Below are 17,668 nucleotides of genomic sequence, written 5' to 3'. Positions count from 1 at the left end.
GGAACCGACAAAAGAAAACGGATGATTAAGCCGTTTTTACTTTAAGCCGATTTTTATTATCTCGACTGGCCACAACTTGCTGATGATCATCAATATCACGTGGTGTTTTTGCTAATCGGTCGTAGAGTAAAACATTCACTGTTGCGGCTAAATTCATACACCCTACAGTCGGAACATAAACCACGTGACTCGCTTTATCGACCACATCTTGTGGTAAGGAGCCATCTTCTGGGCCAAAAAGGTAGACAGCTTTTTGGGGATGAATAAAGTTAGGCAGAGCGGTTGCTCCTACAGCAAGCTCAACACAGACAATTGCCACATCGTCAGCTAATCCAGCTGTTAAATCTTCCATCTCTACTAATTCAATATGCTGACGAGCTTTCTTGGTGTCGGTTTGAAACTTCATTGCTCGATTGTAACGAGTGCCGTTGTAACGAACTTGATTTGCTTCGTAACACCCGGCAGCACGCATCACTGCGCCAACATTGGTAGGATTTTTAGGATTGTACAGGCCGATAACGACGGTGGATTCTGTGGTCATTGTTCTTCTTCATCTCAATTTTGAGCGAAGAGTATATGACTGTGCAGGATGAGCGACAAGTGCTACTAAAGATGTAGTGGTATGAATTAATAGGGAGATAGCCTATTTAAGTCCAAATCGCTCTGATATTTCCAGATTCCAATGTAGTAGTTGCTCTGCGTCAGCACGATCTGCACGATCAAGATAAATGTGATCACTTAACGTTAATCCACAGTACTCCATGATCCCACGGTCAATCGTCATTGAGATAGCTTGCGCCATGCCAGACTCTTCATATTCCGCCATAGATTTACCTTGAGTGTTGATAATGACCACCTGTTTATTCGTTAACAGTCCTTGTTGTTCACCTTGAACATATCGATAAGCAAAACCATAACTAAAAACGCGATCAATATAGCCTTTTAATATCGCGGGCATGCCAGCCCACCAAGTAGGGTAGATAAACGTAATGCACTCAGCCCACGTAATCCACTGCTGCTCTGTTTGAATCAGCGGATCCACTTGGCCATTACGTTGACCTTGAAGATCTTGCTCGCTTAAAACCGGATTAAACTCCAATTGATATAAATCTCGCACTTTAACTTCATGGTTTACCGATAATTCATTTACCAATGATTGTTTAATAGAATGATTTAAACTTTGCTGACTTGGGTGAGCGTAAATAATTAAGTGTTTCATGGTCTAATTCCTCAGCGTTTTGAATGATGCCACTTTACAGGGACGATAGCTGGGTGAATTGGACGAAAACGAAATTACTTTTGAGCCAAACAGATTTGTTGCTGTATTGCTAAGTATTGTGAAGGGGTCATCGACAGAAAGTGCTGAAAATCACGAATTAAGTGGCTTTGGTCATAATAGCCACATTCAAACACCACATCCGCCCAATCCGGAATGTTGTTAGCGCTAGTATGCTGCTGTATGAGTTCAATAGTTTTAACAAAGCGTTGATAGCGGTCAAACTCTTGAGCGGAAAACCCTAAGCGTTTTTTGTATTGCATCTGTAACGTCCGCCTATTTTTTCCCTGTTGCTGCGCTAACTGTTTAATGACGTCTGTGGCTTTTTGAGTCGGGTTTATTTCAAGGTTTAATGCGTTCTGGTGAGAAAGGTATTTCTCTCCGACCGACAGTAGATATTGGGTGCTATCGGCTAGAGTGGGTAGGGTTTGAAGTGTTTGCCACATGGTTAAAAAGCAGTTGTTATCAACGGCTAATAAATCTGTATCGACACTGCCTGTTCCAAATAACCGATGAAAACCATCGTGATTGAAATTGATAACCGTGATGCTCGATTTTGGTGGCATACAATATTCAAACGTTTTTTTAACTGGGCCCAACATGAAATAGTGTTCAATGACCAGTGGTGGTTGGCCTTGTAAATGAATCGATATTGGTGTGCCTAAACTGAATATCAGCATTACCTTAAAATGAGGCACAAAAGTGTTTATAACCGGCTGTTCAGAATCGTTAGTTGCAAAATAGAAATGTGAATACACATCGGATAGTGGTTCTGGAACCTTTTCTTTGTGGCTGAAATACCGCGGCATTTTATCCATCACATATCCTATCAAGATGAGCTTAATTTAGCCTAATATTAAGTTAATAAGATGTTATCACCAAATTTTTACTCAGTAGCGATAAAAAGTATTTAATGCGCAAGCAATCTGAAATTCGTCTAACAATAGCTAATAGCCATATTTAAGCTAGGGATTATATTTATTTTTGCCTTACGCACAATTATTAGGAATTAATCACTAGTAAGAATGCATTTATAACATACATGTCAATATAATATATTGTTTCTTATTTATTTTGTTATTAATTGTTTGGTTAATGTTATTTTTTATTTATTAGTCGAATATGTTGTAACCAAAGATGGTTTTACATTACCGGAAACTATGTCAAAAATTTTTATTAAAATAATGTGATTTTTATAAATAATTTCTTGAATGTTATTTGTTGGTTGCATAAATTAAGAAGAATAACAATAGCATTTGCGTAAATTTTATTAAATTTGTAACGAAAATGTATATAGGTTGTTAACTTGGGGCGAAGAGCCATTGTAGCAACACTCTTAATTGTCAGCACGTTCAAGGAAAATCATGAGTGCCAAAAATAAAATCCTATTATCAATAGGTGGTCTATTTTTTCTCGTTATTTTGTTCATAGTGGGGAATGGATATTTCGCTTTTAGTAGTTCTTCAGAGAAGAACTACCAAGATAAACTCTCAATAGAAGCCAAATTGATCGCATCCGCAGCGGAGCAGCGGTTGTTACGTAATTTTGATGTGCTGATTATGGCATCTGACTCTATTGATATTGATGATAGCGGTAATATTAATCTTAAGCAGTTAGCTGAAAAGCTCAAATTTATGGAAAATCATTACCAAATCACCGAGGCATTCTACGCCCAAGCTGATGGGGTAAGTTATCGTAAAGAAGGCAAAATAGCTGATTTTAATGCGAAAGAATTACGCCGTGATTGGTTTTTAAGAGCGATGCAAGGTGAAGAACACGTTACCACTAAGCCGTATGAAGCAAGAGGAAGAATGATTATTTCTCAAGTTGAGCCGGTTAAACGTAATGGCCGTGTGGTGGGTGTTATTGGTTTGAATATCGATCTTGGGGATACATCATCGTTTATTCGCACCTTATCTGAGAAAGGTCAAATATACTTAAACCGTGCCGATGGCTACATTTTGTCAGCTCATGACTCCGATGATGTAGGTAAAAATATATTTGATTTAATGCCTTCATATGAAAAATATAAAGGTAAAGAAGGTGTTGGCCATAAATATAAAAGTAATGGCAAGCAGTACTTTGTCGAAAGTTCGATTTCCGATGAGTTGGGCTGGACAGTATGGAGTTGGGAAAGCCAAGATAATATCGTTGCTGCATCCCGCTCTAACTTGAACCTGAGTATTCTGTGGGGTGCTGTTGCGTTAATCATTGCACTCATCCTCACTTATATTTCAATTACACGCCTAATGTATCGACCAATTGGCGGTGAGCCGACTGAAATCGAAGGAATGGTTAAACATGTTGCTGAAGGCGATCTGACTCAGGCTGGCACTGGCACGGGTAACGAAACCGGTATTTTGGGCGCGATGTTACGCATGATGTCCAACATGAAAGAGACCATCATGCAGATCACGAGCTCTTCAAAAGCGCTGAAAGTCGCCTCTGGCGAAATGACTGATATTTCATCGAAAGTGAAATCAAGCTCAGAATCGCAAATGGTACAGCTTGAACAAGCTGCAACAGCATTGAACGAAATGTCGGCGTCCATTGATGAAGTCGCGCGAAATGCACTGAAAGCATCAGATGCAGCGAAAGGTGCCAACGAGCATTCAGACCAAGGTATCATAGTGGTTCAAGAGATGAACCGTAGCATCATGACGTTAGTGGATCGTATTGAAGCTGTGGTTAATGTGAATATCCAGCTTGAGAAAGAGACCCAGAGCATCGGACAAATTCTCGATGTGATTGATGGACTTTCTGAACAAACCAACTTACTCGCATTAAATGCTGCTATTGAAGCTGCGCGCGCAGGCGAGCATGGACGTGGCTTTGCTGTGGTTGCTGATGAAGTTCGCCACTTAGCCAACAAAACGAAAGAGAGTACCACCATCATTAATGAGACAATCGTTCGTTTGCAAAGTGAAGCAACTCAATCGGTTGAAATGATGCGCGACAATATGAGCGATGCGAAATTAACGTCGGATAAGTCAGAATTAGCCAATCAAGCGCTGCACGAAATTCAACAATCCGTCGGATTGATCCAAGAGATGAATACGCAAATTGCAGCCGCTGTAGAAGAGCAAAGTCATGTCTCCTCAGAAATTAGCGCAAGCGTAGAAGAGATCAATGAATTGGCACGTTCTACGGTAGACATTACGGAAAATAACCATGAAAAAGCGCAAGGTTTAACTAAGATTGCAGAAACCTTGAATAAATCTATCCAGATATTCCGCTGGTAGTTACCATCAATTAAAGTAACAGCCTCCAATTGGGGGCTGTTCATTGGCTATATCAAGCTGTTTTACGGCGCTTGTGTCTAAATAGACATAAAAATAATACCCCTAATAAACGAATACTAAGGTTGCCGCCGCCACCACCACTATAACTGCTTGTCTCAGTTAATCTCATTCCTACCGTGCTAAAACCATTAACTCCTGTATCTTATGATGATTCAATCGTAGATGTCGCTAACTTGGTGTAATCACCGTCAAAAACATTCATTTCTGATTCCGTTTCAATATCACTCAGTGGTTAAGTTTACGAATATATTTATTCGAAGTGGCATTATCCCTGTTCTTTGCTAGTTTCAGTGATAGAAAAGTAGTGATTGCTTACTGAGGGGATTCTATTGGAAATGAAAGAAATGAATCTGCAAATTAATGGTTTTGAAACAGTTTTTCGTGATTCCAAAGATGGTCTGGCGATTTTTAAAGATGGTGTTTTCGTGGACTGTAATCAGTCCATGTTAGATTTGGTCGGCGTGGAAAGAAGAGATCAGTTTATTGGCCGCACACCATTTGATTTCTCGCCTGAATATCAATTTGATGGACGCTCTTCTCAAGAAAAAGGAATGGAATACATCAATAAATGTTTCGAAGAAGGCAGTGTACGTTTTGAATGGAACCACAAAAAATTCAATGGTGATCCATTTTGGTGTGAAGTTATCATTACCAAAATGATACTTAATGATGAAGTGGTGGTTCATGCCAACTGGCGAGATATAACAGAGAAGAAAGATCTTGAAATAAAGTTAGCAGAACAGAGAGAAGTATTTAAAACTCTGTTTGATGAATCCATGGATGGTTTGAGTATTTTTGATGGCAAGCAATATGTTGATTGTAATAAAGCATTTCTCCGCATGTTTGGTTTTGAAAGTAAAGATCAGGTGATAGGTATTCACCCCAAAGATATTTCGCCAGAGTTTCAAGCCGATGGACGGTCTTCGCAACAGGCAGCACGAGAGATTATCTACGATGCGTTGGAAAAAGGGCGCAGTGTTCGCTTTGAGTGGGTGCACAGTAAAGTTGATGGTACGGACTTTTGGACTGAGGTGATCATTACTCAGGTTAAATTACATGATGTCGACGCTATTTATGCGGTAATTCGAGATATTTCTGAGAAAAAAGAGCTGGAGTTTCAACTTTACGAACGTAACTCTGAGCTGGACGAAACTAACCGCAACCTTGAATTAATTGTTGAAAACTTAAAAGAGACGCAAGCTAAGCTGGTTGAATCGGAAAAAATGGCCAGTTTGGGCTCTTTAGTTGCCGGAGTTGCCCATGAAATCAATACGCCTGTGGGGGTCGGTTTAATGGGCATTTCCCAATTTCTTGAAGAAACTGCGGCAGTGAGAAAACGCTATCAAAATGGTGAACTAGACGAAGCCTTATTTGAAGAATACCTCAAGAGCGCCAATGAACTGGCGACTATTGTTAATAAAAACTTAGATCGGACAGCCCATCTTGTACGTAACTTTAAACAAATAGCGGTCGATCAGACGAGTGAAGAAGATCGTGCCATTAATTTGAAAGAGTATGTCGAGGAAGTCGCTTTTAGTTTGGGATCCGTGGTACGTAAAGCTAATACCGAGATTACTATTGAGTGTCGTGATGATTATGATGTTGTCACTAACCCCGGTCTCATTTCGCAGGTGCTAACCAACTTAATTGTTAATTCGATTAATCATGGCTTTAGTATTAGAAAATCAGGCAATATTCATATCACCGTCAGTGAACATAGTCATACTTCATTTATGTTGAATTACCAAGACGATGGCAAAGGAATTAGCGCGGAGAATCTACCAAAAATATTCGATCCTTTCTTTACCACTAGTCGAGGAGAAGGTGGTACTGGGCTTGGCCTAAATGTCACTTATAACATTGTCACTAATGCATTGAATGGCTCGATTGAGTGCCGTAGTGAAGAGGGAAAAGGGGTAGAATTTATTATCGTTTTTGACGTTAAAGAAAGGCTTTAACCGCTGATTGAAATTAATGAGGCTATTCCTGATTCGTATAGCCTCGTTGACGGCATCCCAACACTCGGGTGTTAATCGGGATAAATATCCCGTAGCGCCATGATCTTATCGAAGTCCTCTATCGCTAAATCACAAATATCTGGATCGAAATGGCGGCCGCGTTCTTCTTTTAACAACGCAAGAATTTTGTCTGCTGGCCATGGCTCTTTGTAGGAACGTTTGGCCGCTAGGGCATCAATCACATCCGCAATGGCCATTAAGCGGCCTTCTATTGGAATATTTTCTCCTTTTAAGCCAGAAGGGTAGCCTGAACCGTCCCATTTTTCATGGTGATATAGCGCGATTCGAGCGCCAATTTGTGGCAGCGCACGTCTTGAGTTACACAATAAGTCGAAACCAACTTGAGCATGGGTTTTCATGATTTCCCATTCTTGTTCATCCAACTTACCGGGTTTATGCAAAATGCGCTCAGGAATCGCTATTTTCCCTATATCATGCATCGGTGTTGCGTGCTTAATAAGTTGAATAAATGACTCATCTAGACCTAAACGCTGAGCCAACAGTTCGCAGATTAATGAAACGCGTCGGACGTGAGCGCCAGTTTCTTTGCTGCGCATCTCAATCGCATCACCCAAAATGTACATCAATTCTTGTTGAGTGCGTTCAATATCTTCACGGCGAGTTAGGTTTTCAAAAATAATAGATATCTTAGTTAACATTACGTTTAACAGACGTTGAACGAGTTGTGATATTGGCGTATTAAACGTGACCAAAACGGCACTCTCACTATGGTCTGAAAGGCGAGTAAAACTACAGAATTGGGTGGCCTCACATACGTTCTCTTTGGTTAATAACGAATGATTAACTGGCTGTATGATCGCGTTAGAAAAAATATTGGTATCGATATCCGTATTGATTTGATATTCGTTATCCACCAAAGAAAGTTGGATTTTTTCTCGGTTACCTAACGCATTGATCGATTGGTATTGAAGATAAAAGCAAACACTGTTCTGTCCGATGAGATCTTGCACTTCTTGGCGAGCTTGAATGCAATAAGCTTCGCTATTGGATGCTTGCAAAACCCGAGTGGTGGCACTGACAACATCTTCAAGTCCTTTGCTTCCTTGTTCTACTTCTCGAATATCGCGATAGGAACGAATTGCAGAGTAAATCGTTGTTTTTAAACGAGTTGAATTGAGTTCGGTTTTATTTTTGTAGTCGTTAATATCGTAGTCACGAATGACATCTTCTTCGGGGGCTTCGCCCGGCTGTCCGGTACGTAGAACTAAACGAGTCGTAGTATTTTTATTGCTTTCACGAATCCACTTAACTAAATCAAGGCCTGCATGGTCATCTTCCATGACCACATCAACTAAGGCAAGCGCGATATCTGAATGTTCCTCAAATAGCATTTTTGCCTCTTCAGCATTATGCGCTTTGAGAAAAACTAATGGGCGGCTATCAACGAGGACGCGTTTTAGCACCATCTCGGAAACAGAAATAACATCATCTTCATCATCAATGAGCGCTACTTTCCATGGCGGAAGTGTTTCTTCTACCTTCTCATCTTTCACCGGATCTTTCGGTTGAGATGACGCTTTTTTAGCAAATAATGGGTTTTGCATACTGTCGGCTTAATCGTATATTTGGTCAATTATCTTCATAAAAATATAGATTGCCGCTTCATGAAGCGCCACTCAGCTAACATGAATCTAATCACATTGTTGCCGTAAGTCGTTACCTGCTCATTGAGGTAATGGTAAGCACGAAGTCAGTTAGCATCGATAGTTTTGTTTAAAGTGAGAATGTATCTCACCTTAAACGCAATGAGGTCATCCCCAGGATTTTGATGCTATAGCATCATGCCACCAGACACTTCTATTCGTTGACCCGTAACCCAGTCCAATCCATCACTGAGTAAAGCCGATATCGCTTTACCTATATCGTCCGCTTCGCCAACACGGCCTAAAGCGGTGACTGAGGCAACCATCGCTTGGGCTTGTTGACTGTCTCTTATTGCTCCCCCGCGAAAATCTGTCGCAATCGCTCCGGGAGCGAGCGTATTGACTCTTATGCCTTGGTTAGCAAACTCTTTTGCCATGTAGCGAGTCATGACTTCAACCGCGCCTTTTGCCATTGCGTAGGCCCCGGAACCTGGGAAGGTAAAGCGGGCAAGACCAGATGAGATGTTAACGATATGGCCACCGTTGTTAATCAATGGCAATAACGTTTGGGTAAAGAAAAAGGGGCCTTTGACATGAATATTGAGCATATCATCTAGGTCAGAAACCGTGGTTGTTTCCATCATTTGATGTAGGCCAGTTCCGGCATTATTAACAAGATAATCAAATGATTGACGTTCGAAGTGTTCACCTAAAATGAGTTTCAACTGGCGAGAGAACTCGGCAAATTTAGCCACGTCTCGAATATCACACTGCAGGGCGAAGGCTTTGCCTCCTAACTGCTCAATTTCTGTGATTACTTCTTGGGCTGCTTGCTTGTCACTATGATAAGTCACAATGATCCCTATATGATGCTTTGCTAAATGAAGCGCCGTGCTTTTGCCTAATCCGCGGCTACCGCCAGTAATAAGTGCAATCTTATTCATCGTACTTTCCTTTTAATTAGAGACTCTTTAGCTCGGGTACACGAGTGACTTTAACCAAAGTACTTAACTTGAAAAATAAGACTAATCAGATAAGACTGTTCGTATTAAATGAACAATATGAGTGACATCATGGATAAGATCGAAACGATGAAACGGTTTATTGCCGTGGCAAATACCGGAAGTTTCACTCGTGCAGCAGAACAGATGAATGTGCCAAAGTCTGCTATTTCATCATCGATCAGTCGCTTAGAGGAACATCTTCATACGCGACTCCTGTATCGTAGTACTCGTCAAGTCACTTTAACTGAATCAGGAGAACGCTATCTCATTCAGAGTCAGCGATTACTTGATGAATTGGAAGGATTAGAAGACCAATTTCAGAGTGAAAGTTTTACTCTTTCTGGCACCATACGAGTCGACATGCCAAGCCGGTTTTTTTCTACTTTAATTGCGCCCAATTTACCAGATTGGTTTGCACGTTATCCCAATACTCATATTGAGATTCTTGGGGCAGATTATCGAATTGATCCCATTAAGGAGCGAGTTGATTGCGTGATTCGTGGGGGAAAATTGCAGGACAGTAATTTAGTTGCAAGAGCGTTAGGTAAGATGGAAATGATCAACTGTATTAGTCCGACTTACGCGCAACAATTTGGTGTTCCCCGCACACTTGATGATCTTGCCAGTCACTATGTGGTTGATTATGCGGCAGACAGTTATCAACAACCCAATGGGTTTGAATATTATGCCCATCAAGAAAGTCATTACGTTGATGTACCCAGCTTAATCTCGGTTCGCACTACGGATGCTTATCTTGCTGCTTGCCTTAATGGGTTAGGGATTATTCAGTTACCTAAATGTGGTGTTGAACAACAGTTACGTAATGGCGATCTGATTGAGGTGCTTCCTGAGTATCGTTGTGAATCGATGTCGATGTCGGTCTTGTATGAATCAAGACATCAGCAGCCAAGGCGATTGAGTGAATTCATCGATTGGCTAACCCAAGTGTTTAAGGCCGTGAATGACTGAAGTTGGGTCGTCCACTTTATTCATTGTGTTATTTCGGTTCAAATATAAAACTAAATTCATATGAAGGGAGATTGTTCGATTGAATGGGACATGGTTGCAAGAGGCAATAATCCGTCTAATTCAACCGTGATCTTTAAGTGATAAATAATCAAAAATTCAATAACATAGCTTATTGTTATGGCAAGAATGATTGGTTTTATAAATCCATTGCATTTATTACGGGTACTATTTCTTCCATTTCAGAAGTAATGTTACCCGATTTATCCGGATAATCATTAAACGGGAAGTAAGGTAAAGTATTTTCCATCAACTTACGGGAGATACGAATCATGACTGACAACAAAACAACACCTTATGCCGCACTACTTTTACGCATCACTCTTGGCATTTTATTTTTGGCACATCTTGGCTTGAAATATTTTGTCTTCACACCTGCTGGTACTGCACAATTTTTCCAATCTTTGTCACTTCCAGGCTGGTTAGCCTACGTGACTATGCTTTGGGAACTACTAGGTGCTATCGCATTGATCACTGGTTTCTACACTCGCATTAGTGCAGTGGTAATGATTCCGGTTCTATTAGGCGCGATTGTAACGGTTCACGGCCCAGCTGGTTTCTTCTTTACTGATGCGAATGGCGGTTGGGAATATCCTGCATTCTGGATCGTTGGTTTGATCGCTCTTGCATTAATTGGTGATGGCCCATATGCAGTAAAACCAACTAACCTAAAATTTGGTGAACAAAAGTAGTGATGCGATAACATCGCTGATTACACGAATTGTTAAGCGCACGCCCCATACACATTGTGAGATGTGATGGGGCGTTCTTTTTAGGCAAAATATCCGTTTACCCATCACAAATTTATACAAATAACGTTTGGTAAAATCATCCGATAAATTGTGACGTTAATCTTAAAAAAACCATTAAATAACAATAAATTTATATATTTATCAATTAACAAAGTGATGGGGTGAATTGAAATGAATTACTCATTTTTTTGATTTGTAACAAATCTTTTCGATTGTGAATGATAATAATTTGCGATAGCATTTGCATGTTTATGGTATCTAAGGACTTCGCATCATGTTAAAGCTGGCTCGGCTTTTTACTCTTTTGACGACATTAATAATCACGTTTTCTGCGTCCGCAGCTGTGATCGATTATCAAGCGGCTGCCGATGAAATTAATACTCGTCTTGATAAAACCCTACAGCTTTACCAAGCTGGTGATGCCGATAAAGCCAAAACCACCGTGCAGATGGCTTATTTCGAAATTTTTGAAGGCATGGAAGGCCCAATCCGGATTAACTATTCACAGAAATACGCTTATCAACTCGAAGCTAAATTTGGTGAAATCCGCAAATTAATTGCTGCGCATGCACCTAAACAACAAGTGACTCGAGAAATTGACTGGTTAAAAACGCAAGTCGCTTCCGTTCCCGATATTTTAGAGTCCGGCACTCAATTAGTGGCTGAAACTCAAGATGTTCATCAAGCAAGCATTTTGCCTTATTGGCGTGAACAAGTTCTTACTATTGAACGCATGGTCAACCAGGGGTTAGCGAGTTATCGCACCTCAACCCAAGGCACAGAACAAGAGCAACAAGCAAAACGTGATAAAGCTGCTGAGCTGGTTCGCCAAGCGCAATTTGATGCTTACAAGAATTCCGATTTAGAAACGGCGATTCGTTTGAACCGCTCAGGCAGTAAAGCGGCAGACTATAACGAACGATTCAAGCATATGATTGAGCTGACTAAACAGCCATTTAACATGCAAAATTTAGTGGCGTTTGGTTACGACGTGGCTAACTTAACTCAAGATTTAAAAGACGATCTACCAGGATTGCCAGCAACACGTGATTCGCAAAAACAAGCAGAGCAAGCCAGTGACAGTGTGCCAAAACAAGATTGGCAAGCAGTGATTACGGGTATTGATGCGGCGATTACACAGGCGATTAACACTTACCAAGATGGCAAGGTGACTGACGCGATGATGGCGGTGCAGGATGCTTACTTCGATCGCTTTGAAGCCACGGGGATGGAAAATGCCATTGGTGCGCGAGATACCGCATTTAAATCTGAGCTAGAAGGTTACTTCACCCGTATCGTCAGTATGATGAAAGCGGGATCATCTCTGGGTGATATCCAAGGTCAACAACAAGCTCTAAGCAAAGCACTAGATAAAGGTGCTGATATGCTAGGCGAAGGTAGCCAAGGTTTCTGGGCGATCTTCATTGCAAGTTTAACCATCATTTTGCGTGAAGGGCTTGAAGCACTCCTTATCGTTGCTGCGATTACTGCGTATCTGGTTAAAAATGACCATAGCGATAAGCTGCACATCATTAAAAACTCCGTCATTGTGGGCTTAATTTGCAGTGTGATTACTGCTGCCTTATTCCAATGGTTGTTCACCAATGCGGGGGCAAGTCGAGAAATGCTTGAAGGTATCACCATGCTGGTGGCAGTGGTGGTGCTCTTTATGATGAGCTATTGGCTGCTTTCCAAAGTTGAAGCCACGCAGTGGAAAAAATATCTTGAGAGCAAACTGTCTCGTTCATTGACAGCTGGTTCTATTGCAGGGCTATGGTTTGCGAGTTTCTTGGCGGTATACCGTGAGGGGGCTGAGACGGTTTTATTCTACTACGCATTGGGTGCCGATGGTTCTGCGAGTTCGTTAAGTGGCATCTTTGGCGGCCTAGCTGTAGGGATAGTTATTCTGACCATCATCTTCTTTGTGATGCGTTACAGCGTGGTGAAATTACCACTCAAACCTTTCTTTATGTTTACCGGTGGATTCATGTATCTGATGGCCTTTGTCTTTGCTGGCAAAGGGGTATTAGAACTGATTGAAGCCAAACTCTTTAACCCAACACTGATGGATTCTGTACCGCAAATCGGATTGTTGGGGATTTACCCTTACGTCGAAACATTAATTCCGCAAGTGGTGCTGATCATCGCAGCATTATTCGCCTTAATGGTGATTCGACGTCAGGGAAAACATGCAACGTCGGTACAGCAATCAGCGTAATACATTAATTTTCATTTGGCTTACTATTCAAGGAAATAACGATAATGACTAACAAACTACTCATCCCTGCAGCGATCGCAGCCATGATGTTTGGTACGACAGCAGTGGCTGGTGAACATCCAGCAGGTGACACCGTTGAAATGAACGGTATGGAATTGGCAGCGGTTTACCTAGAGCCGGTAACAATGGAACCTCAAGGTATGATGATGGCTGCGTCTAAAGCAGACGTTCACCTAGAAGCCGACATCCACGCGCTAAAAGGCAACAAAAACGGTTTTGCTGCTGGTGAATGGATCCCTTACCTAACCATTAGCTACAAAATGAAAAACCTAGACACAGGCAAAACTCAACAAGGCACTTTCATGCCGATGATCGCGTCTGATGGTCCTCACTACGGTTCAAACGTTAAAATGCTAGGTGTGGGTAACTACGAACTTTCTTTCCACATCGATCCACCTTCTAAAGGCGGCCTGCTACGTCATACTGACAAAGCAACAGGTGTTGGCCGTTGGTACAAACCTTTTGATGTGACTTACAAGTTCAAATACGTTGGTCTGAAATAAGCCAGCGCTATGGATGAAATTAGGGTGCGTTGAATACGTAACCCAATAGAGGCGGCTTGGCCAAGCCGCCTCATCATAACAATTAGAATGTGGGCAATATGAGCTTTTATCTTTCCCAAGTCCTGTCTTACTTCTTGTTGCCAGCGGTCCTTTTCGGTGTGCTTTGGTCCGGCGCAACACAGCCTTTCTATAAACAACGTTTTTGGTGGTTTTTACTCCCCACCATCATTGGTAGCCTCACATACGCCTTTCTTCCTTATAGCCAAGTGTATATTTTAACCATTGGTATTATCTATATTGCGGTGTGTGTCCTGCTCTTGATTTACGGTCTGTTCGTGACGACGCCACGCCAATGGTTATTATTATGGCAAGGCGCGTTGGTGGTTTTGGCTGCATTTATGTGGGCAAAAGTGGCGAAGTTAGACATGATAAGCGCAACCAGTGTGATTAATACGGAACTGATTTTAAATATCTCTGCTTTGATCGGTGGATTTATCTTGGTTGGGGCTGTCCATCTGTTCTGCTCAAAAGTGTTTGAGTTACACAGCCGTACCACCAAGCGTTTGTTCTTTTTCGTCTTAATCCTACTGGCTATTTTACCGTTATCCGGTGAGGTGCTCCTCGCCGCAATGAAACTACAAATTCTCGATTTATATCAAGGATTGCTCAGTTACGTATCGAAAGTCACTAACTTTTATTGGTTATATGCTTATGGCGTGTTGCTAATGTGTTTGATTCCGTTAGTGATGATGTTCATTAAAGAGATTAAACCGCTAAAAGCGTCAGTGAAGGCACAGTCTCAGCCGATTGAACGGCGTAAAACGCAAGCGTTATTAAATATTAAGCAACGCAGATTACGTAGCTTTATGGTCAGTTTGGTCTTAGTGTTTGCCAGCTTGTTGTATTGGGATGCGGTTGCCTCTCAGCCACCGACTCGTTCGCCCGCTAAGAGCATTCAATTAGCGGATGATGGTGCGGTACATGTGCCTATCACTGATGAAATCAAAGATGGAAAACTGCATCGTTATCAATGGATTGCAAGTGATGGCAAGGTAGTGCGCTTCTTTATTATTGACCGCTATCCCGGTGAAATGAAATTTGGTGTGGTCTTTGATGCTTGCATGCTGTGTGGCGATGCCGGTTACATTCAAGATGGCGACCAAGTGATTTGTTTGGCCTGTGGCGTGCATATCTTCATTCCATCTATTGGCAATCCCGGCGGTTGTAACCCGATTCCAATTAAGCAATGGGCACTGAAAAATAACGAAATTGTGATCAGTAAGAAACAGCTTGAATCTGGGCTGCAGTATTTCAGCGACGTGGTAAAAATCACCGTGAAAGATCCCGTTAATGGGAAATCGTTAACCAATTTAGATGCGCCATACAGTTATGCCTTTGGCGGTAAAACCTACTTCTTTACTGAAGAGGCTTCTTACGAAGCGTTCCGCGATAACCCTTGGCAATACGTAGAAAATAGTTCTGCGTTAGGAGGGAATGAATAATGTTATGGACAATGCTCCGTCAGTCTTGGCGGCATGATAGTGGTCGTAAAGTATTGGCAACCACGACCATTTTTTTAGCCGCCGGTCTGATTTCAGCGCTGCTCGCTATCTCCATTACCATTGGCGATAAGATGTCGGTGGAGATGAAAAGCTATGGGGCCAATATTGAAATCACACCGGAAGGGCAAGTTCAGTTGCCGTATGCGTTAAAAAACGCCTTAAGCACCATGGACAAAGATGATCTGTTATTAGAATCGGAATTGCCCAATATAAAAAACATCTTTTGGCGTAACAATATTATTGGTTTTGCGCCGTTTGTGCGTGGTAAAGCAATAGCCAATGGTCAGCAGAAAGTTGCCATAGTCGGTACCTTTTTTGATCAACGTCTCGCTGTACCTGATGAGCCCGATTACCATACCGGTAACAAAATCATTTCCCGTTATTGGAAGGTGACAGGGCAATGGCCAAATGATGATCAGAAGCAGGCGCTAGCTGGTCAATCTCTGGCTAAAAGCCAAGGTTGGCAAGTTGGTGATACGGTTACTTTAACCAATCAAGGTCAGCCACAAACCGTGACGATTACTGGTATTTTAAGTGATGGTAGCGCGGAAGAAGAGGCGTTGGTATTGCCACTGCATATCAGCCAGCAGTTACTTGGTTTGCAAGGCCGAGTAGAAAGCATCAAGGTGTCGGCACTGACTGTGCCGGAAAATGCGCTATCGAAAAAAGCGCGTGATAACTTAGAGTCGCTTGATTCTGATGAATACGACTTGTGGTTCTGTACCGCGTTTGTCTCTTCGATTTCATTTCAGTTAGAAAAAGCGCTGAATAACGCGTCAGTAAGACCGGTTTGGCAAGTGGCCGCGTCTGAGGGCATTGTTATTCACAAAATTCAAAGCCTATTGTTTATGGTGACGTTGGCTGCCTTTATCGCCGCTTCAATGGGGATCGCGTCATTGATGACCAATGCGATTTTGCAACGTTCGAAAGAGATTGGTTTGATGAAATCGCTTGGCGCCCATAACTGGCAGGTGTATCTGCTGTTTTATGCTGAATCAATCATTTGTGGTCTGCTCGGTGGTTCACTCGGTTGTATTGCCGGGTGGGGGCTATCGAAAGTAATGGGATACGCCTTATTTGGCTCTACGGTCTCGTTCAACTGGATTATCGTACCGCTTGTTTTAGTGATTTCGGTCGTGATGACTGTATTTGGTACGTACTTCCCATCTCGTCGTATTGCTGCACTTTACCCAATAGAGGTGTTGTATGGCCGCAAATAATCGTTCAATGAAAACCTTATTGGTGATGCGTTCACTTAAATTGCGTATGCGGCGTGTGTTAGTCGTATTAGCGGCGCTCACGATGGGGGCTGCCATTGTAACTGCAATGGCGGGGGTCTATTTCGACATCAACCAAAAGATGAGCCACGAACTGCGTAACTACGGGGCGAACTTTTATGTGGGCCCGGGGACCAGTGGTTCAACTATCTCGACCCACGACTATCGCACTATGGTAAGTCAAGTGCCGAAAGGGCAACTTGTTGCGTCAAGCCCTTATTTGTATGGCATGGTGCAATCGGATCTCGAAAAAGTCGTGGCGATGGGTGTTGATTTTTCACAACTGAAAAAGCTCGTTCCGTACTGGCAAGTAAAAGGTGAGTGGATTGGCGTGTCGTTTGATAAGCGTAATGCCATGATAGGCGCGACACTGGCGAAAAAATTAGAAGTGAAAGTCGGTTCGCAAGTGAGCATTATCAAAGGTCAGCACCGCCATACGTTTAACATCAAGGGGATTATCGATTCTGGTGCAGAAGAAGATAACTATCTGATTGTGAACTTGTCGATCTTACAATCTTGGCTGGATCAGCCCGATCAAGCGAACTATGCGATGTTCAGTATCGATAATGATAAAGGCCAAGTGAATGCATTTGCTAAAACGCTAAAATCTGCATACCCCGATTTGACCATTCGTCCGATCCTGAAAGTCTCCGCCTCGGAAGGCAAGGTGTTGGATAAGATCAAGCTCTTGATGGGCGTGGTGGCCTTTGTCATTTTGGTACTGTCTACTTTATGCGTGAATACCACGCTAACTGCGATGATTGCAGAGCGCCGTCATGAGTTTGCACTGCAAAAAGCGCTAGGGGCCTCGCATCGTGAAATCACCCGACAAATTTTAACCGAAACCCTATTGATGACGGTTGCTGCCATCATTATTGGTTTGGGGCTTGGGTATATTTTGGCGCAGATACTGGGTCAAACGGTATTTAGTTCCAGCATTGATCTTCGTGCGCCTGTGTTTGTTATTACCTCTGTGTTATCTATTTGTGCGGCATTAGTGGCTGCCACCATTCCCACTTTACGGGCGATGCGAGTCGATCCGGCGAAAGTGTTAAAAGGAGAATAA

15 protein-coding genes are annotated in these 17,668 nt (G+C 42.2%); 9 read left to right on the top strand and 6 right to left on the bottom strand.

Annotation, left to right across the window (positions count from 1 at the left end):
• Positions 1–25: 25 nt before the first annotated feature.
• From I1A42_RS10495 to I1A42_RS10485, 3 genes are all read right to left on the bottom strand, one after another.
• Positions 26–541 carry an RNA methyltransferase gene (locus tag I1A42_RS10495; RefSeq protein ID WP_196123452.1) on the bottom strand — a complete coding sequence of 172 codons (516 nt, stop codon included), beginning with the start codon at positions 539–541 and terminating at the stop codon, positions 26–28.
• 102 nt (positions 542–643) lie between these two features.
• Positions 644–1,219 carry an NAD(P)H-dependent oxidoreductase gene (locus tag I1A42_RS10490; protein WP_196123451.1) on the bottom strand — a complete coding sequence of 192 codons (576 nt, stop codon included), beginning with the start codon at positions 1,217–1,219 and terminating at the stop codon, positions 644–646.
• Between the two features lie 74 nt (positions 1,220–1,293).
• Positions 1,294–2,094, bottom strand: a complete 801-nt coding sequence (locus tag I1A42_RS10485; protein WP_196123450.1) for an AraC family transcriptional regulator — start codon at positions 2,092–2,094, stop codon at positions 1,294–1,296.
• 546 nt (positions 2,095–2,640) lie between these two features.
• On the opposite strand from I1A42_RS10485, the gene I1A42_RS10480 reads away from it, so the two are divergent.
• Positions 2,641–4,518: a methyl-accepting chemotaxis protein gene (locus tag I1A42_RS10480; protein WP_196123449.1), complete on the top strand. Its 1,878-nt coding sequence runs from the start codon at positions 2,641–2,643 to the stop codon at positions 4,516–4,518.
• A gap of 395 nt (positions 4,519–4,913) precedes the next feature.
• Entirely contained in the window at positions 4,914–6,536 is a 1,623-nt protein-coding gene (locus tag I1A42_RS10475; protein ID WP_196123448.1) for a PAS domain-containing sensor histidine kinase, read from the top strand.
• Positions 6,537–6,607: 71 nt separating this feature from the next.
• On the opposite strand, the gene I1A42_RS10470 is transcribed toward I1A42_RS10475, so the two are convergent.
• Both I1A42_RS10470 and I1A42_RS10465 read right to left on the bottom strand, forming a co-directional pair.
• Positions 6,608–8,161 (bottom strand): HD domain-containing phosphohydrolase, encoded by a 1,554-nt coding sequence (locus I1A42_RS10470; RefSeq protein ID WP_196123447.1) that lies wholly within the window; start codon positions 8,159–8,161, stop codon positions 6,608–6,610.
• 227 nt (positions 8,162–8,388) lie between these two features.
• Positions 8,389–9,144: an SDR family NAD(P)-dependent oxidoreductase gene (locus tag I1A42_RS10465; protein ID WP_196123446.1), complete on the bottom strand. Its 756-nt coding sequence runs from the start codon at positions 9,142–9,144 to the stop codon at positions 8,389–8,391.
• A gap of 129 nt (positions 9,145–9,273) precedes the next feature.
• Between I1A42_RS10465 and I1A42_RS10460 the strand changes: the two genes are divergently transcribed.
• Positions 9,274–10,173 (top strand): LysR family transcriptional regulator, encoded by a 900-nt coding sequence (locus I1A42_RS10460; RefSeq protein ID WP_196123445.1) that lies wholly within the window; start codon positions 9,274–9,276, stop codon positions 10,171–10,173.
• A 196-nt stretch (positions 10,174–10,369) separates the two neighbouring features.
• Here I1A42_RS10460 and I1A42_RS10455 read toward each other — a convergent pair whose 3' ends face one another.
• A complete protein-coding gene (locus tag I1A42_RS10455; protein ID WP_196123444.1) occupies positions 10,370–10,516 on the bottom strand; it encodes a hypothetical protein in 147 nt (48 codons plus the stop codon).
• Between I1A42_RS10455 and I1A42_RS10450 the strand changes: the two genes are divergently transcribed.
• The 6 genes from I1A42_RS10450 (at position 10,503) to I1A42_RS10425 (ending at position 17,668) form a co-directional block, all read left to right on the top strand.
• Entirely contained in the window at positions 10,503–10,922 is a 420-nt protein-coding gene (locus I1A42_RS10450; protein WP_161156831.1) for a DoxX family protein, read from the top strand. The genes I1A42_RS10455 and I1A42_RS10450 overlap by 14 nt on opposite strands.
• Before the next feature lie 334 nt (positions 10,923–11,256).
• The gene (locus I1A42_RS10445) at positions 11,257–13,200 is read left to right on the top strand and encodes an FTR1 family iron permease (RefSeq protein WP_196123443.1); all 1,944 of its coding nucleotides are present in this window, start codon (positions 11,257–11,259) and stop codon (positions 13,198–13,200) included.
• A gap of 44 nt (positions 13,201–13,244) precedes the next feature.
• The gene (locus I1A42_RS10440; RefSeq protein WP_161156835.1) at positions 13,245–13,763 is read left to right on the top strand and encodes an iron transporter; all 519 of its coding nucleotides are present in this window, start codon (positions 13,245–13,247) and stop codon (positions 13,761–13,763) included.
• A gap of 98 nt (positions 13,764–13,861) precedes the next feature.
• Positions 13,862–15,265, top strand: a complete 1,404-nt coding sequence (locus tag I1A42_RS10435; RefSeq protein ID WP_196123442.1) for a Fe-S-containing protein — start codon at positions 13,862–13,864, stop codon at positions 15,263–15,265.
• On the top strand, positions 15,265–16,545 hold the full coding sequence (locus tag I1A42_RS10430) for an ABC transporter permease (protein WP_196123441.1): 1,281 nt from the start codon (positions 15,265–15,267) through the stop codon (positions 16,543–16,545). Before I1A42_RS10435 ends, I1A42_RS10430 begins: the two co-directional genes overlap by 1 nt.
• On the top strand, positions 16,532–17,668 hold the full coding sequence (locus I1A42_RS10425) for an ABC transporter permease (RefSeq protein WP_230389375.1): 1,137 nt from the start codon (positions 16,532–16,534) through the stop codon (positions 17,666–17,668). Before I1A42_RS10430 ends, I1A42_RS10425 begins: the two co-directional genes overlap by 14 nt.

It is taken from the genome of Vibrio nitrifigilis (assembly GCF_015686695.1).
Classification (GTDB): Bacteria; Pseudomonadota; Gammaproteobacteria; order Enterobacterales; family Vibrionaceae; genus Vibrio; species Vibrio nitrifigilis.
Note: the sequence above shows the minus strand (reverse complement) of the source record. Positions and strands in the feature narration are given on the sequence as shown.

Coding starts and splice junctions, on each gene's coding strand:
- I1A42_RS10435 (WP_196123442.1), top strand. CDS start 13,862: ATGAGCTTTTATCTTTCCCAAGTCCTGTCTTACTTCTTGTTGCCAGCG.
- I1A42_RS10460 (WP_196123445.1), top strand. CDS start 9,274: ATGGATAAGATCGAAACGATGAAACGGTTTATTGCCGTGGCAAATACC.
- I1A42_RS10470 (WP_196123447.1), bottom strand. CDS start 8,161: ATGCAAAACCCATTATTTGCTAAAAAAGCGTCATCTCAACCGAAAGAT.
- I1A42_RS10440 (WP_161156835.1), top strand. CDS start 13,245: ATGACTAACAAACTACTCATCCCTGCAGCGATCGCAGCCATGATGTTT.
- I1A42_RS10490 (WP_196123451.1), bottom strand. CDS start 1,219: ATGAAACACTTAATTATTTACGCTCACCCAAGTCAGCAAAGTTTAAAT.
- I1A42_RS10445 (WP_196123443.1), top strand. CDS start 11,257: ATGTTAAAGCTGGCTCGGCTTTTTACTCTTTTGACGACATTAATAATC.
- I1A42_RS10485 (WP_196123450.1), bottom strand. CDS start 2,094: ATGGATAAAATGCCGCGGTATTTCAGCCACAAAGAAAAGGTTCCAGAA.
- I1A42_RS10425 (WP_230389375.1), top strand. CDS start 16,532: ATGGCCGCAAATAATCGTTCAATGAAAACCTTATTGGTGATGCGTTCA.
- I1A42_RS10495 (WP_196123452.1), bottom strand. CDS start 541: ATGACCACAGAATCCACCGTCGTTATCGGCCTGTACAATCCTAAAAAT.
- I1A42_RS10430 (WP_196123441.1), top strand. CDS start 15,265: ATGTTATGGACAATGCTCCGTCAGTCTTGGCGGCATGATAGTGGTCGT.
- I1A42_RS10475 (WP_196123448.1), top strand. CDS start 4,914: ATGAAAGAAATGAATCTGCAAATTAATGGTTTTGAAACAGTTTTTCGT.
- I1A42_RS10480 (WP_196123449.1), top strand. CDS start 2,641: ATGAGTGCCAAAAATAAAATCCTATTATCAATAGGTGGTCTATTTTTT.
- I1A42_RS10450 (WP_161156831.1), top strand. CDS start 10,503: ATGACTGACAACAAAACAACACCTTATGCCGCACTACTTTTACGCATC.
- I1A42_RS10465 (WP_196123446.1), bottom strand. CDS start 9,144: ATGAATAAGATTGCACTTATTACTGGCGGTAGCCGCGGATTAGGCAAA.